The 14881-nt window shown below is 69.1% G+C and carries 14 protein-coding genes and 1 riboswitch; of the genes, 4 read left to right on the plus strand and 10 right to left on the minus strand.

Features of this window, described 5'->3' with window-relative positions:
* Positions 1-1098: polyketide synthase dehydratase domain-containing protein (locus VGZ32_RS01865; protein WP_326884004.1), on the minus strand; the 1098-nt coding region annotated here is incomplete at its 3' end.
* Positions 1099-1185: 87 nt separating this feature from the next.
* On the opposite strand from VGZ32_RS01865, the gene VGZ32_RS01870 reads away from it, so the two are divergent.
* Positions 1186-3279, plus strand: coding sequence for a hypothetical protein (locus tag VGZ32_RS01870; protein WP_326884005.1), 2094 nt, complete (start codon positions 1186-1188; stop codon positions 3277-3279).
* A 67-nt stretch (positions 3280-3346) separates the two neighbouring features.
* Positions 3347-4630, plus strand: a complete 1284-nt coding sequence (locus VGZ32_RS01875) for a glycoside hydrolase family 125 protein (protein WP_326884006.1) — start codon at positions 3347-3349, stop codon at positions 4628-4630.
* On the opposite strand, the gene VGZ32_RS01880 is transcribed toward VGZ32_RS01875, so the two are convergent.
* Complete coding sequence (locus VGZ32_RS01880) at positions 4612-5073, minus strand: tetratricopeptide repeat protein (RefSeq protein WP_326884007.1); 462 nt, start codon at positions 5071-5073, stop codon at positions 4612-4614. The genes VGZ32_RS01875 and VGZ32_RS01880 overlap by 19 nt on opposite strands.
* A 312-nt stretch (positions 5074-5385) precedes the next feature.
* Here VGZ32_RS01880 and VGZ32_RS01885 point away from each other — a divergent pair, with 312 nt between their 5' ends.
* Positions 5386-6183, plus strand: a complete 798-nt coding sequence (locus tag VGZ32_RS01885) for an SAM-dependent methyltransferase (RefSeq protein WP_326884008.1) — start codon at positions 5386-5388, stop codon at positions 6181-6183.
* Between the two features lie 19 nt (positions 6184-6202).
* Here the strand turns inward: VGZ32_RS01885 and VGZ32_RS01890 are convergent, their stop codons facing one another.
* The 7 genes from VGZ32_RS01890 to VGZ32_RS01920 form a co-directional block, all read right to left on the minus strand.
* Positions 6203-7237, minus strand: a complete 1035-nt coding sequence (locus VGZ32_RS01890; protein ID WP_326884009.1) for a polyprenyl synthetase family protein — start codon at positions 7235-7237, stop codon at positions 6203-6205.
* Positions 7234-8208 carry a terpene synthase family protein gene (locus VGZ32_RS01895; RefSeq protein WP_326884010.1) on the minus strand — a complete coding sequence of 325 codons (975 nt, stop codon included), beginning with the start codon at positions 8206-8208 and terminating at the stop codon, positions 7234-7236. The genes VGZ32_RS01890 and VGZ32_RS01895 overlap by 4 nt, the downstream gene beginning before the upstream one ends.
* Positions 8205-9575, minus strand: a complete 1371-nt coding sequence (locus VGZ32_RS01900) for a cytochrome P450 (RefSeq protein ID WP_326884011.1) — start codon at positions 9573-9575, stop codon at positions 8205-8207. Before VGZ32_RS01900 ends, VGZ32_RS01895 begins: the two co-directional genes overlap by 4 nt.
* 128 nt (positions 9576-9703) lie before the next feature.
* Positions 9704-10495 carry an SAM-dependent methyltransferase gene (locus VGZ32_RS01905; protein WP_326884012.1) on the minus strand — a complete coding sequence of 264 codons (792 nt, stop codon included), beginning with the start codon at positions 10493-10495 and terminating at the stop codon, positions 9704-9706.
* A gap of 236 nt (positions 10496-10731) precedes the next feature.
* Positions 10732-10986 carry a hypothetical protein gene (locus tag VGZ32_RS01910; RefSeq protein WP_326884013.1) on the minus strand — a complete coding sequence of 85 codons (255 nt, stop codon included), beginning with the start codon at positions 10984-10986 and terminating at the stop codon, positions 10732-10734.
* 61 nt (positions 10987-11047) lie between these two features.
* Positions 11048-12202, minus strand: a complete 1155-nt coding sequence (locus VGZ32_RS01915) for an inorganic phosphate transporter (RefSeq protein ID WP_326884014.1) — start codon at positions 12200-12202, stop codon at positions 11048-11050.
* Positions 12203-12442: 240 nt separating this feature from the next.
* Entirely contained in the window at positions 12443-12832 is a 390-nt protein-coding gene (locus VGZ32_RS01920; protein WP_326884015.1) for a VOC family protein, read from the minus strand.
* A gap of 177 nt (positions 12833-13009) precedes the next feature.
* Positions 13010-13205, plus strand: a riboswitch (cobalamin riboswitch).
* Positions 13206-13233: 28 nt separating this feature from the next.
* Here VGZ32_RS01920 and VGZ32_RS01925 point away from each other — a divergent pair.
* The gene (locus tag VGZ32_RS01925; protein WP_326884016.1) at positions 13234-14340 is read left to right on the plus strand and encodes a HoxN/HupN/NixA family nickel/cobalt transporter; all 1107 of its coding nucleotides are present in this window, start codon (positions 13234-13236) and stop codon (positions 14338-14340) included.
* Between the two features lie 172 nt (positions 14341-14512).
* Here VGZ32_RS01925 and VGZ32_RS01930 read toward each other — a convergent pair.
* Positions 14513-14881, minus strand: a 369-nt coding sequence (locus VGZ32_RS01930; RefSeq protein ID WP_326884017.1) for a hypothetical protein, incomplete at its 5' end; no start/stop codon positions are given.

The following is a 14881-nucleotide window of genomic DNA, read 5'->3' on the forward strand; positions in this document are numbered from 1 at the left end:
CAGATCGATGCGCAGCTCGGTGGGATACACCTCCGCGGTTCCCTCGTCCCACAACGCGGTGCGCACCGCGTCCTTGGCGGCCAGCCGGTCCGCCAGCCACCGGCCACGGTCGGTGGGCGATGTGCGTTCGTACTCGGCATAACCGGCCGCGCCGAGTTCGCTCCGGGCGAGCAGGTCACGGCTGGTGCGCGTCGCGCCGGTGCCGAACAGTGCGACCCAGCCGCCCGGCTGCCGCAGTGGTATGCAGTTGCTGCCCGGATACTTGAGGAACTCGAGCATCCGCTCGTCCGTCGCCGAACGCCACGCCGTCCACCCCTCGATCTGCGCCCAGACCGCGCCGTCTTGCAGGATCTGGGCGTCCGCGACGACTTCACGGCCCGTGACGGCGGTCATCCGCACTCGGAACTCCAGCTCGTCGCCGGGTGCGGGGTGGTCTGCGAAGAAGCGCAGGTGTCTGATACCCACCGGGATCATGCCGTCGTACCGGTAGCCGGAGGCGCGGAAGGCGCACACCAGGACGTGGCCGACGTTGTCGAGGACCATGCCCGGCGCGGCGCCCACGGTCACGATCGCCCGCGCGTGACCGTCGCCGGCCGCCAGCATCTCCGTAATGCCCTGATACGCCGGGCCGTGGAACACGGTGCGTTGCGCGTAGAAGTCCTTCGCGGTGATCTCAGGGGGCTGTTCGGATGACGCGCTGAACTGCCACGGCGTCGCGGCGGGCGGGTAATCGTCCGCGAGCTCGACGCGCGCCGAAGCGCAATCGCCGAAGCGGACGTGATATTCGCCGGATTCGTCCAGCGTCGTGATGATGCGGACCTGCTGAGGCGGCGCGGCGAGCACCCAGCGGTCGAACCGTACGTTGCGCACCGCTGTGGGCACGCGGCCGGGCGATGCTGCGGCAGCCTCGGCGAGCATGTGATGGAGAGTCGTCGTGGCGGGGAGGACCGGGAATCCGTCTTCGGGCCAGGGCCAGTCGTCCGGCTGTCTGAACAGGCAGTGGTCGATCAGGTAAGGCATGGCGGCGAGGGACACGTCGAGGGTGCTCTCGCGTACCGAACGTGGGTTCTGACGGATGGCGAAATCTCCATTCCGCACGCTGATCACTGCCGTGTACCCTGCACACGCAAAGCTCCATCGAACATACCTTTCGGGGCTCTCGCTCAAACCAGGGGGGATATACGCATGCCTGATTCCGAGTCCGAGTCGGAATCCACAAACGCGCCATCGTCGTCGCCTGAGCTCCTCCCGCCGTCGTCGGCGGAGGACTCCGGCTGGGCCCAGCCGGACGGCACGGTGCGCTCCGAGCAGGACCACGCGGGGGCGGAGTCGGAGACGGTGGCTCAGTCCGCAACTGTCCAGGCTTCAGTGGCGTTGGCCGTGACCGTGGCCGTGGCCCAGCCGGATCCGACGACGCCTTCTATTTCTATCGAGCCCCCGCTCGGCACAGTTCCGGCCACGCAAAAGCCCAAGCGCAAGCGGGTCCTGTGGATCACCGCAGTAGTTGTGGTGCTGGCCTTGGTGTCCGTCGGTGTGGTGGCCCTCACGTCCGGACGGAGCGGCAACTCGGTTGTCGCGATGGTGCATTGTCAGCCCTCTAAGCTCACGACGTGCCTCATCAAGGCTCCCGCCGGAGCCGAGCAGCTCAGCGGCTCCAGCCCGTGGGATCAGGACACCGCGCCGACCACGGACCTTTACAGCTCCAACATCACCCGTGACGCTGCGGGCGTCAGCGACGACACCTCGTCGTTCACGACCACGGACGGGCTTCAGCATCTCGCGCACGCCGACTGGAACGCCGTCGACGGGAACAACGTCGATCTCGTGCTGCTCCAGTTCGCCAGCCAGAAGGGCGCGCGGGCCTGGAACGCGACCCGCACGGCCGAGATCGCGGCCGCCTATCCGGGCCAATCGGTCACCATTCCGGGCGACACGGCCGCGAAGGCCTTCGCCGCCACCAAGGCGGACAAGCAGGGGAACATCGACGCGGCTTACTCGACCGTCGTTGGGAACCTCGTGCTCAACGTCGCGTACTCCAGCCCGATGAAGCTCAGCGCCGCGGATCTCGAAACCTGGGCCGGCACCGAGCTGGCGTCGCTGCGCACCGCTCCGGCCGCGCCCGCCGACCAGCCCGACGTCGCCCCGGGCGGCGAGCAGCTCGCCTGCGGCCAGCTCACCTCGTGCCTCATGCCGATGCCCAGCGGCGCCGAACGCTGGACCTCGCCCACCGACAGTCACTGGGTGGCCGGCTCGACCCTCACGTCGAGCCAGTTCATCCAGCTCTCTTACGACAGCAAGGCGGACACGCAGACGCAGGTGTCGTCGAACTTCAGCTCGGACGGGGTCTCGGCCATCGCGCACGAGGACTGGGACACGGACGGCGGGAACAAGCAGGCGGACATCTACCTGATCCAGACCATCACCGCGACCGGCGCCAACGAGCTGAGCGGCAAGAACTTCGGCGACCCCGAGTGGAATCCGGGTCAGAGCGGCGTCAGCTACACGATCCCCAACGAGCCCGGAGCGCAGGCGTGGTACGCGAACAAGCCGGACTCGAACGGCTTCATCGGCTTCTACTTCACGCAGGCCATCGGCAACGTCATCGTCAACGGCTGGCTGTACTTCTCCGGCTCCTTCGACTCCGGCACCGCCAACAGCTGGACCCAGTCCGAGCTCAATCTGATCAACCACACCGCGAGTTCGCAGCCCATGGGCCTGTTCCCGCTGAACGCGCCCACTCTTCCGGCCTTCAGCCAGGGAACCTGCCCGGCCTCCGGCGACTGCCTGCTGCCGCTGCCTGGCGGTGCCACTGACACCACCGCGTCCTCGTTCCACGCCGACAAGAGCGTCGACGACTACTCCTATGCCTCTCAGTACGAGTCCGCGACGAGCACCGACACCGCCAAGTGGATGGACTCCGACGGCTTCAAGAGCGCCGAACACCGCTCCTGGACCGCGGCCGACGGAGCCACCGCTGACGCGGTGCTGCTGAAATACGGCAATCCGGCGGAGGCGAAAGCAGCGGCGCAGCTCGAATACGGGATCAACGTCTCGAATGACCGCGACTGCACCGACGCGGCCGTGCTGCCCGACTCGCAGTGCGTGGCCGCGCCGGTCAGCGTCGCCGACCTCCTGCAGAAAGAGACCATCTGGGTGCTGGCCTGGAAGGGCGACTACGAGGTGAGCATCGCCGTGACGCGGTCGAACGCGGCCGACGTCGCCGAGGCCTACGCCTGGGCGCAGCAACAGTTCGAACTGCTGTCGGCCGCGACGAGCTGAGCCCGCTCACCGAAGCGGCTCTCCCGCCTCGTGGATTCGGGATCGCGAGGCGGGAGAGGATGGTGGTGTGGCTGACGCGGTCTCCGACCTGGCCGTCGTCGAGGAACGGATCGTAGCCGTCCTCGACGACGACCGGGCAGCTCGGATCGTCTCCCGCTACTTCGCCGAGACGATGGGCCGGGCCGCCGAACGGCTCGACGACGGCACCGTCTTCCTGGTCACCGGGGACATCCCGGCGATGTGGCTGCGCGACTCGGCGGCGCAGGTCATGCCGTTCCTGCGGCTCGCCGCGGCGCGGTGGGCCGAGGAGTTCGTCGTCGCGGTGCTGCGAAGGCAACTGGAGTTCGTGGCGCTCGACCCTTACGCGAACGCCTTCAACGTCCGCCCGAACGGCGCGGGACACCGGGACGCCACGAACCCGAATCCGTGGGTGTGGGAGCGCAAGTACGAGGTCGACTCGCTCTGCTTTCCGCTGCTGCTCGCCTATCGGACGTGGCGCCGCTACGGTCGCACCGACATTTTCGACGCACGGTTCTGGCACGTAGTCGGGCTGATCCTGGACACCTGGGAGACCGAGCAGGACCACGAAGCGCGCTCCGCCTACCGGTTCCGGCGCGCCCGCGGCCCGTTCTCCCGCACGCTCACACGCCGCGGACGCGGACCCGAGGTCGCCGTCACCGGAATGACCTGGAGTGGATTCCGGCCAAGCGACGACGCCGCCCGCTACGGCTACAACGTGCCGGGCAACATGTTCGCCAGCGTCGTGCTCGGCTGCCTAGCTGAGATCGCCGAGGCGGCACCGGGCTCACGCGCCGAGACGGCACAGCGGGCGCTCGGTCTGCGTGCGGCGATCGAGGCCGGCATCCGCGCCCACGCTGTGATCTCGGATCCGACAACCGGACCGCGCTGGGCCTATGAGGTCGACGGCCGAGGCGGTGTGCTGGAGATGGACGACGCGAACATCCCCAGCCTGCTCGCGCTTCCCCTACTCGGATACTGCCGCCCGGACGATCCGACGTATCTCGCGACGCGCGCGTTCGTGCTCAGCGACCGCAACCCGCACTACTACCGTGGCTCTGCGGCGTCCGGGGTCGGCAGTCCGCACACTCCGCGGCGCCACGTCTGGCCCATCGCGGTCGCGGCCGCCGCCCTCACCAGCACGAACCCGGCGGACAAGCCAGCCGCGATCGAAAACCTGCTGGCCACCGCCGCCGGAACGGCCCGCATCCACGAATCCCTGCACGTCGACCGGCCCGCGCGGTGGACCCGTGCGTGGTTCTCCTGGGCCGAGGCTATGTTCGCCGAACTCGTCCTCGACACCTGCGGATACGGCTATCCGGAAGGCGTTTGACCTGCGGCGCCTGCGGCCTCGGGTGTTGGCGTGCCCAACACGGATTGTGCGGGTAACTCGTCGCCGGGCAAGCCGAGGTCGGCGTAAAGCTGCCGGGCTTGGGCCGCATGGCTGCGGGCGGTTGTGTCGTCCTGATGCGTCAGAGCGATGCCGCGGTGGGCGCGAGCCTGCTGGTAGCGGTTGTTCACGCGGCGGGCCAGGGCGAGGCCCTGCTTGTAGCGTTCAAGAGACTCAGCGGCGCGCCCGAGGGCACGCAGCGTGTCGGCGAGATCGTTCAGCGCCTCGGCCTCGCTGGTGCGCGCGTCGCAGCTGCGGATAAGCCGAAGTGCCTCGTCGTGGCTCTCGAGCGCTTCGCGCGCCTTTCCCTGGAGGCCGAGGATGGCGCCGAGCAGTGAATGCAGCTGGCCTTGGGCGAGAAAGTCGCGCGCACCCTCCGCGCTCACGGCCGGTAGCGCTGTGTACATTGGCTCTTCGAAGTTGACCGGGGCGCGTATATCTTGCCCCGTTCAGGTGTTCGGCGCGCAAGAGGGAGATCGGCGGGCCGTGCCGCCTCCGGCCACCGGCCGGCGGCCACCGAGTGATCTTCGGCCGCCCTCGGCCCTCGGTGACATCGAGCGGCCCATTTCGCCCGCGCAGAGCAAATCAGTACCGCTCATATGTCAGACTTCTCGCAGGATTCTTCGAATACGCGTCCGGGGTCTCGCGAATTCGGGTACGAACCCGGTGCGGACGCGTGCCGACATGCGGAGGGCGGCATGGTCTTCGAGAGCATTCCGCCCGACCTGCTGTACACGAACCGGCCGCATCCGGCGCGCATCTACGACTACTTCCTCGGCGGCCGCGACAACTACGAGGTCGACCGGTTCGCCGCCGAGGAGATCATGCTGGCGCTGCCCCGCATCTACGAAGCCGCACGCGCCAACCGCGAGTTCCTGCACCGCGTCGTGCGCACCGTCGTCGACGCCGGGGTGCGCCAGATCATCGACATCGGGACCGGCATCCCCACCTCGCCCAACACCCACGAGGTGGCCCAAGCCCTCGCCCCGGGCACCCGCGTGGTCTACGTGGACAACGACCCGGTCGTGCAGGCCCACGCCGACGCCCGCCTCATCGGCGCCCGCGACACCGTCTTCGCGCGGGCCGACTTCCGCGAGCCGCGGGACATCCTGGAGCACCCGGCGGTCACCTCGATGATCGACTTCTCCCGGCCGGTCGCGCTGATCCTCATCGCGATCCTGCACTTCATCACCGAGCTGGAGGACCCGGGCCGGTGCATCGGCGAGCTGGGCGCCGCGCTCGCTCCCGGCAGCTACCTGGCCCTCTCGCACGCCACCGACGACGGCGTGACGGACGACGCCCAAGCCGCGGTCAAGATATTCACCCAGGCCACGACCCCGCTCACGCTGCGCCACCGGCCACAGGTGCTCGAACTCTTCGACGGCTTCGAACTGCTCGCCCCCGGCCTGGTCACGGTGGCGCAATGGCGCCCGGACCCGGCCGGGGGCGAGCCCCCGCGGTTCGGCATTTACGCAGGAGCGGGCATCAAAAAGTAGAGCGTACGGCGCCGCGCGCTCACCAAGCCCGATCGGCCGCCGCGGCGGCGAGCTGCCTCAGATCGGCGTGTGCGGCGTGGTCGAGATCAAGGCCCTCCAACCGCTCGAGGGCGGACTCGGTCCGGCGGCGGATCTCGCCGAGCGTCCAGTCGCGTCCACCGGCCTGCTCCACCGACTTCGCCGCGACGCGCAGCTCGCGCTGATTGAGCGGCCTGCGCTTCCCATAAAGCTCGGCCAGCCGCGCGGCGGCGGCGCCACCGGACGACAACGCCGCCACCACCGGGGCGCTCTTCTTGCGGGCCCGCAGATCCGAACCGGCCGGCTTTCCGGTCACCCGCGGGTCGCCCCAGATCCCGAGCAGGTCGTCGACCAGCTGAAACGCGACGCCCAGGTCCGTGCCGAATCCGCTGAACCGGCCGCGCCACTCCGGTGGCGCCCCCGCGTACGAGGCCCCGGCCCGGCACGCGAAGCCCAGCAGCGATCCCGACTTCGCCTCCAGCATGGAAAGGCACTGCCGCAGGGTGATCGAAGGCAGACGCTCATAGCGCAGGTCGCGCTCCTGACCGCTGGACAGCACCCGCAGGGTACGAGTCAGCTCCGCCGCCGTGACGGGCGCCGCCGGATGCGGATCCTCGGTCAGCGTCTCGAACGCCAAGGCCAGCAGCGCGTCCCCGGCCAGGATCGCCGCCGGCACACCGAACCTCGCCCACGCGGTGGGGCGGTGCCGGCGCAGCTTGTCGCCGTCCATGATGTCGTCGTGGACCAGCGTTGCGTTGTGTATGAGTTCGACCGCGACGCAGGCCGACACCGCGTCCGACGGATCGCCGCCCGCCGCGGCCGCGCTCAGCAGGCACAGGGCCGGACGCAGGAGCTTGCCTCCGTCGCGCGGACCGCCCGCGGCGTCGAAACCCAGCTGGTAGCAGCACAGCGCGGCCAACTCGGGGTCGAGCCGCGCGATCCAGGCACGCAGCGCCGGGGGGATCAGGGCCCTGGCCATGACGAGGCCGCGCGGACCGCCGGGCGCGGGCGGAGCCTGCGGCGCGAGCGAGCTCACCCGGCTCCTCCGGCGACCGCCTCCAGATCGTCGTGCCCTGGTCCGGTCGGACCATAGCGCGGCGTTCGCGCGGACCAGTCCAGGTTGCCGCGCATCCACGCCCGCATCGCGCCGAGGCAGACCTCTACTTCGCGAGGACAGTCCACGCGATCCAGCAGGCGCTGCTCGTCGTCGAGGTAGTCCTCGACCCGCTTGTGGATGTCCGCGGCGACGCGCGTGGCTGCCTGTGCGCGATCGAGCTCGAGGTGGTGTTCGACCACATACACGAGGTTGTGGTACTCGCCGAGGGCGCGTTCCTTGTCGACTGAGTAGAGGTCGTTCGTCCAGCACACCACGTCGCATGCGGCTGCGAGCGCGGCTTGGAATGTTCCGTCCGCATACGCGTCGTCCGGCACGTCGATGCCGTGCAGCACCTCGACCAGGTCCATGCACACATAGATGGCCCCGGTATGCCGCCGTTTCTCGATGTACACGCTCGGATCTGGTACGAGGCCAACGGCGCGGTTGTCCGCCTCCCAGAGCGCCGCGGCTCCAGCAGCGAGTATGTGCGCTGTGAAGCGTTGTCGCCATGCCGCCGTCGCTTCTGGCGCCGTGCGGCTCCACAGGTTTGCGAGTGCTGCGATCAGCGGTGCGTAGTACGGCCGGGGGCCGTGGTCCCCGGGCGAGTCGAGGACCTCCATGATGCCGACGACCAGCGCGTTCACCTGGCGCGGGTCGTAGCCGATGAACCCGTCGTCGAGTTGGTCGTCGAGCAGGAACAGCCAGGCGAACCAGTCAGCGATCAGACACAGGGCGACTTCGTCGATCGTCGGATGGGTCAGCGCCGCGAAGCCCGCGAAATCGGCCTCGGCGAAGCGCCGCGCCGCTGCGGGCTGGACGACCAGCCGCTGCTCCCGCACCCATCGGTCGAGGTGTGCGCGCGCCGCGTCGCCGTGCGGATTGCGGCCGGGCGGAAACGGAAGGCTGATCACCGCGCCTCCAACTCGAGCCGGATCGGCCGGTCGGGCCGCAAGGTGATCATCGGCTTCACCCGCACGGGTGCGCCGGGCGCCGGGCGCAGCCGGTACGTCTGCAGAATCATCGCGGTGATCACCAGCAGCTCGGCCAGCGCGAAGTGCTTGCCGATGCAGATACGCGGCCCGCTGCCGAACGGCTGGTAGGCGTTGCGCGGGCGGGCCGCCTTGCCGGCAGCGGTGAACCGCTCGGGGTCGAACCGCTCGGGATCCGGCCAGAACTCGGGGTGCCGATGCAGGGTGAAGTAATTGATGTAGACACCTGATCGGGCGGGAATGCGGTAGCCGTCGATCTCGTCGTCATGCACCACGCCGCGCATCGTCTGCCAGGCGGGGGTGTTCATCCGCAGCGTCTCGTCCGCCACCATCCGCAGATAGGTCAGGCGCCCGAGATCCCCGAAGCCGGGAGTGCGCCCGCCGAGTTCGGCGTCTACCTCGGCGTGCAGCCGCCGCTGGATCTCCTGGTCCCGCGCCACGTGGTGCAACAGCCAACTGACCGCGAGAGTCGCCGTCTCGTAGCCGCCGATCATGATGTTGACCACCTCCTCGTGCAGTTGCTGCGCGGGCATCGGCTCGCCGGTCTCCTCGTCGATCGCCTCGGCGAGCACCGCGAGCAGATCATCACCCTGATAGCCGGGCGCGCGGCGGCGCTCGATCAGCTCGTCGACATACCGGTCGAACCAGGCGATCAGCCGGCGAAGCTTCAGATGCGCCGGGGTCGGCACGCTCAGCGGCGGGAACGGGAAGCGGAAGAAGTCGGTCATGATGGTGTTCGCCCGGGTGAACGCCTGCTCGAGCGCCTCGCTGGACTGGCCGACGTCCGTGCCGAACAGGTTGCGTCCGACGATCCGCAGCGCGAGCTGCCCGGTCTCCGAGCTCACGTCCACCACCCCGCCGCCGGGGTGGCGTTGCCGCCAGCGCTCGAGCATGTCGGCGGTCTCGGCCGTCATGTTCCCGACGAACGCGGCGGTCTTGGGCCGGTGGAAAGAGGGTTGCATCAGCCTTCGCTGCCGGTGCCAGAGCTCTCCGCCGACGGCCCCGATCAGGCCATTGCGAAGCACGGGGCGCACCGCGCGGAACAGCGCCGTGTCCTTGTTGTAGTTCTCGTGGTTGTCGACCAGCACGTGCTGCACGTAGTCGGGATGGTTGACCATGATCAGGGGTGTGCCGAGCAGCCGGATGCGCACGATGTCGGGGTTGGCGCGCAGGGCGGCGGCGAGGAACCCGATCTGGTCGTGGTGGAAGGCCAGCGTGGTGGCGACGCTCGAGCGGCCGCAAGCCTCCGGAATGAGCCGCGCCGCGGCGGGCCGGGTCATCGTGACCATGCACTCGCCTCCGAGGTGAGTGTGGGGGAGTGGTCGGGCAGTCGTGCGGGTCGGCGCGCCGCGATCGCGCGCCGTGCGGTGATGTTCGAGGGTTGAGTCGGTGGTGGGTGGCGCCGCGCGTGTCTCGACTACTTGAAGCCGACGCCCGCGTAGATGCTGAAGCGTGCGGCGACGCCGCCGTCTTCTTCCGGACGCCACTGGGCGACGCTGACCAGACCGGGGTCGATCAGGTCGAAGCCGTCGAAGAGGTCGAGCACCCGCGCCCGGCTGCGCACGTTGATGGTCGAGGTGGCGCCGCGGAAGACCCGCACCACGTCGTCGAGGTTGTCGACGTCGTCGCCGCTGGCGTGGGTGAGTGCCAGACAGCTGCCCGGTGCCATCGCGTCGCGCAGTGCGGCGAGGGTGGCGGCGGGGTTCTCCGCGTCCGTGATGAAGTGCAGCACCGCGACCAGGAACACGGCCACGGGCTTGTCGAAGTCGATCGCGGCCTTGGTCACCGGGTGGTCCAGGATCGACCAGGGATCGCGCAGGTCCGCGGACGCGAAAGCGGCGTGGGAGGCGTTGGTCAGCCTCGCGTGCGCGTGCGCCCCGACGATGGGGTCGTTGTCGACGTACACCACGCGGGTGCGCGGGGCGAGCGCCTGGGCCACCTCGTGGGTGTTGGGCGAGGTGGGGATGCCGGTGCCGATGTCGATGATCTGGCGGATCCCGGCGCGCACCACGGCACGCACCGCACGGTGCAGGAACGCGCGGTTCTCGCGCGCCGCGGCGCGTACCCTCGGCAGCGCCTCGATGATCCGGTGCGCCGCGTCACGGTCGAGCTCGTAGTTGTCCCGGCCGCCGAGCAGGTAGTCGTAGATCCGCGCCGGATGCGGCCGGTCACCGGGCACCGCGCCGGACGGAAGACTGCCATAGGTCACGCCAACGCTCCTTGTGAGTCCCCTGATCCGGCACGGGGAGCATGCCGGGGTTTGGCTCGCATCCGGAGGTTCTGATGGACCGTCAGGACGCAGTCTCGCATAGTTTCACCGGGCAGCGCACGGCACAGCGGCAACTCTTGTGTCACAGACCTCAGATGTCCCGCGCCGTGGCGCGCCCCTGGCTCGATCGGTCGATCGAGCCAGGGGCGAGTGGGCAGCGGGTCCGGTGGGGGGCGCTAGCTGTGGTCGACGATGCTGTAGATGCCCCAGCCGATCGCGGCCAGGACGACGGCGAAGCACACCGTCGCCGCGACCAGGCCGAGCGGCCCGGCGGTGACGGCCTGGTCGCCGTCCTGTCCGTCCGGCGCGGTCGCGGTGCGCGGGTAGAGCGCCCGCAGACCGATCGCGAACAGCGCGGGCAGGCCGGCGCCGGCCAGCAGCCCGATGACCACGATCTTCCACAGCGCGGAGAGGTTGATCCAGGAGTTCATCGGTGTACGCCTCGCTTCCTCGCCTTTCGGCTTCTCGTCACCGGGTTTCCGTCACCGGGCGCTACGCCGGGCTGGCCGCGGTCGCGGGCACCGGAGCGACCGAACCGGTCCACTCGGCATTGACGTTGCCCGCGGTGACCGCGGTCTGGCGCGAGCGGAGGTAGAAGGCCAGCGAGCCGGCCACCAGCGCGACGAAGATGACACTGACCCCTGCGGTGCCGCCGACGCCGCGGGCCGCGTCGTCGGCCAGCGCGCCGACCACGCCCGCGGAGGGAAGTGTGAGGATCCAGGCGGTCGCCATCCGACCGGCCACCCCCCAGCGCACCTCCGCGCCGCGCTTGCCCACCCCGGAGCCGAGGATCGAGCCGGTGGCCACGTGCGTGGTGGACAGCGAGTAGCCGAAGTTGCTCGACAGCAGGATGACCGCGGCCGAGGCGGACTCGGCGGCCATGCCCTGCGGCGCCTCGATCTCGACCAGACCCTTGCCCAGGGCCCTGATGACCCGCCAGCCACCGACGTAGGTGCCGAGGCTGATCGCCAGTGCGCAGGAGACTATGACCCAGGTGGGCGCCTTCGCTCCGGAGTGCAGCGAGCCGTTGGCGATGAGGGCCAGGGTGATCACGCCCATGGTCTTCTGCGCGTCGTTGGTGCCGTGCGCGAGCGAGACCATGGAGGCCGAGCCGATCTGGCCGATCTTGAAGCCGCGACCGCGTGCCGAGGCGGCCATCTCGCGGGTCAGCCGGTAGACCAGGTAGGTGCCGATCGCGGCGACCACTCCGGCGATGACCGGTGAGAGCACCGCGGGGAGGATCACCTTGGACACCACACCGTGCCAGAGCACCGCGTGTCCGCCGGCCGCGGCGAGGGTGGAGCCGATCACCCCGCCGATCAGCGCGTGGGAGGAACTCGACGGGATGCCGAAGAACCACGTCGCCAGGTTCCACAGGATGCCGCCGACCAGGCCCGCGAAGACCACGGTCGGGGTGACCAGGTGGCTCTGCACCAGGCCGCTGGCGATGGTGGCGGCGACGCTGAACGAAAGGAACGCGCCGACCAGGTTAAGCACTCCGGAGAGCGCGACCGCGATGCGCGGCGGAAGCGCGCCGGTCGCGATGGACGTGGCCATCGCGTTGCCGGTGTCGTGGAAGCCGTTGGTGAAGTCGAATGCCAGAGCCGTGACGACTACGAGCGCCATCAGCACGTCATTACTGGTCACACCGGAAAAGTATGCGGGTGGTCGCTGACGAGGAAGGGACGCACGTGAGAAAACACCTGTGTGTCACGGAATATTCATCCGCCCGTGCTGTTCCGCGACTGATCAACTACTGAAGGTGATGGAAGGCCGCGGCGATCACCTACCGCGGCTCGACGACGCTCCGTACCGCCTGAGCATCGCGGCCCGGTGCTCGTGGAGCGTCGCAGTGACCGAGCTCAGGTGCCTTGCCCGGTCAGATGACTAGCGCCGGGAGATCTCGTACGGGTGCGTGATGATCTCCATGACGTGCCTGGTCGGATCCTCGAAATAGAGGCCGCGTCCGCCGTGGTCGTAGTTGATCTCGCCGGCCTGCCGCATGGCCCGGTCCGCGAAGTAGCCGATCCCGGCCGTCTTCATCCGGGCGACGGCCGCGTCGAACTCCTCCTCGTAGATGAGGAACGCGTAATGCTGCCTGGTGATCGGCTCCGTGCGGGCCACGGCGAAGTCCAGTTCGACCCCGTTGGCGGTCACGACCGGGACGAACGGCCCCCAAGGCACCCCGACCTCGAGCCCGAGGACGTACGCGAGGAACCGGGCGGACTCCCGGCTGTTCCGGCTGTAGACGATCGTGTGGTTCAATTCGACGGCCATGGGTGGGATTGTCCCCAGCGGCGATGTCGCGAGGCTCGACGGCGGCTGTAGATCGCGCTGCTGTACATCGCACGGCTGCAGATCCACGGCGCGGCGTCGCAGAGTTCGAGCGGCGCTCGGCGCCCCGCGTGCAACACCTGCACAAGTGATGAATCTTGCAGAGGTTTCCGCTTCTCGCTACGGTGACTGAGCCGTGGTGTTCGGGAAGACCGGTGTGAAACCGGGGCGGCCCTCGCCACTGTGATCGGGAAGTGCCTGTTCCAGCCCTCCTTTTCTCGGGAGGTAGCCACTGGACGCCTGGGGGTGTCCGGGAAGGCGGAGCGGGCGCGTTCGACCCGTCAGCCAGGAGACCGGCCGCGGCACCGTTGTCGACCATCCACGAGGTGCTGGAGGCGGTCCGCGTGAGCGTGCCCGAGAACTTGCGTGCTTCCCCCCGGACGAGCGCGCGCTGGCGACGCGCGGACTGGACCCGGTTCGCCGGCCTGCTCGCGGTGATCGCCGCACTGCACGTCGCAGCCTTCGGAATCCTGGTCGTGCTCATCACCCCGCACCACTACACCGTGGGCAAACAGGTATTCGGGTTCGGACTCGGAATCACCGCGTACACGCTCGGGATGCGCCACGCCTTCGACGCCGACCACATCGCAGCCATCGACAACACCACCCGCAAGCTCATGGCGGACGGAAAGCGCCCGGTCTCGGTCGGTTTCTGGTTCGCCCTCGGGCACTCGACGATCGTCGTGCTGCTCGCGGCGGGGATCGCGGCGGGCACCCGCCAGGTCGCCTCGCTCACCAGCGACGGCTCCTCGGCGCGCCAGACTCTCGGCGTGGTGTCGACGAGCGCATCAGGCGGCTTCCTCTACCTGATCGGGATCCTGAACCTCGTCGCGCTCGTCGGCATCGCCAAGATGTACCGCGCGCTGCGGCGCGGAGAGTTCGACGAGGCGAAGCTGACCGAGCAGCTGGACAAGCGCGGCTTCCTGAACCGGATCCTGGGTCGGCTGACGAAGTCGATCACCCGGCCCGGGCAGATGTACCCGGTCGGGCTGCTGTTCGGCATCGGCTTCGACACCGCGACCGAGGTGCTGCTGCTCGCCCTGGCCGGGTCCACCGCCGCGGCGGGGCTGCCCTGGTACGCGATCCTGTGCCTGCCGCTGCTGTTCACCGCGGGCATGTCGCTGTTCGACACCCTCGACGGCACGTTCATGAACTTCGCCTACCACTGGGCGTTCTCGAACCCGGTCCGCAAGGTGTACTACAACCTGACCATCACCGGCCTGTCGGTCGCGGTCGCCCTCGTCATCGGCAGCATCGAACTGATCGGCGTCGCCCACGACCAGCTGGGCTTCGTCAACCCCGTCACCGACTGGATCTCGAATCTGAACCTGAACAATGTCGGCTTCGTCATCGTCGGCGCGTTCATCGTCGTCTGGGCGGTCGCGATCGGCTACTGGAAGCTCGCCCGGGTCGAACACCGCTGGCAGTTCGCCGACTCCGATCAGGCGTAGCCCGCGTCGCGACCGACCATCGAGGCCTGATCCGCGCTGACGGCGCGTGCCCCAGACGCGACGGATCCCCGGGCCCCGGCCTCATTCCGGACCGGAAGCCCGGGGATCGTGTCGTGCCGGCCTCCTAGGACACGACTTTGATATAGCTCATCAGGCTACTGCCACGCGTTTCTCAGTATCCGCTGCCACTGGTGTAAGTAGACGACGGCGACCCACCGGACGACGAGCCGGCCTTGGCTCCGGTCGGAGTCACCGCCCACCACTTGGCGCCGGAGGCGTTGAGGCCCTGGCCCTTGGCGTCGCCGGCGGCGTGGTCGCCCGTGAAGGTGTACAGCGGCCAGCCGGCGAGGGTCAGCTGCTTTGTGCCGTCAGATCGGGTAATGGTGCCGAGCAGAGAGGCGGATATCCCCTGGACCTGCGGCGTTCCGGATCCGGCGGTCACCGGCGGCCAGTAGGTGGTGCACGAGCTGCTGCAGTTCGAGGTCGGCGGGTTGTTCGAGTCGGCATCGAATCGGTAGACGGTCATCCCCTGCCCGTTGAC

Origin of the sequence: Actinocrinis sp. (assembly GCF_035938995.1) — a bacterium.
GTDB lineage: Bacteria > Actinomycetota > Actinomycetes > Streptomycetales > Catenulisporaceae > DASZGI01.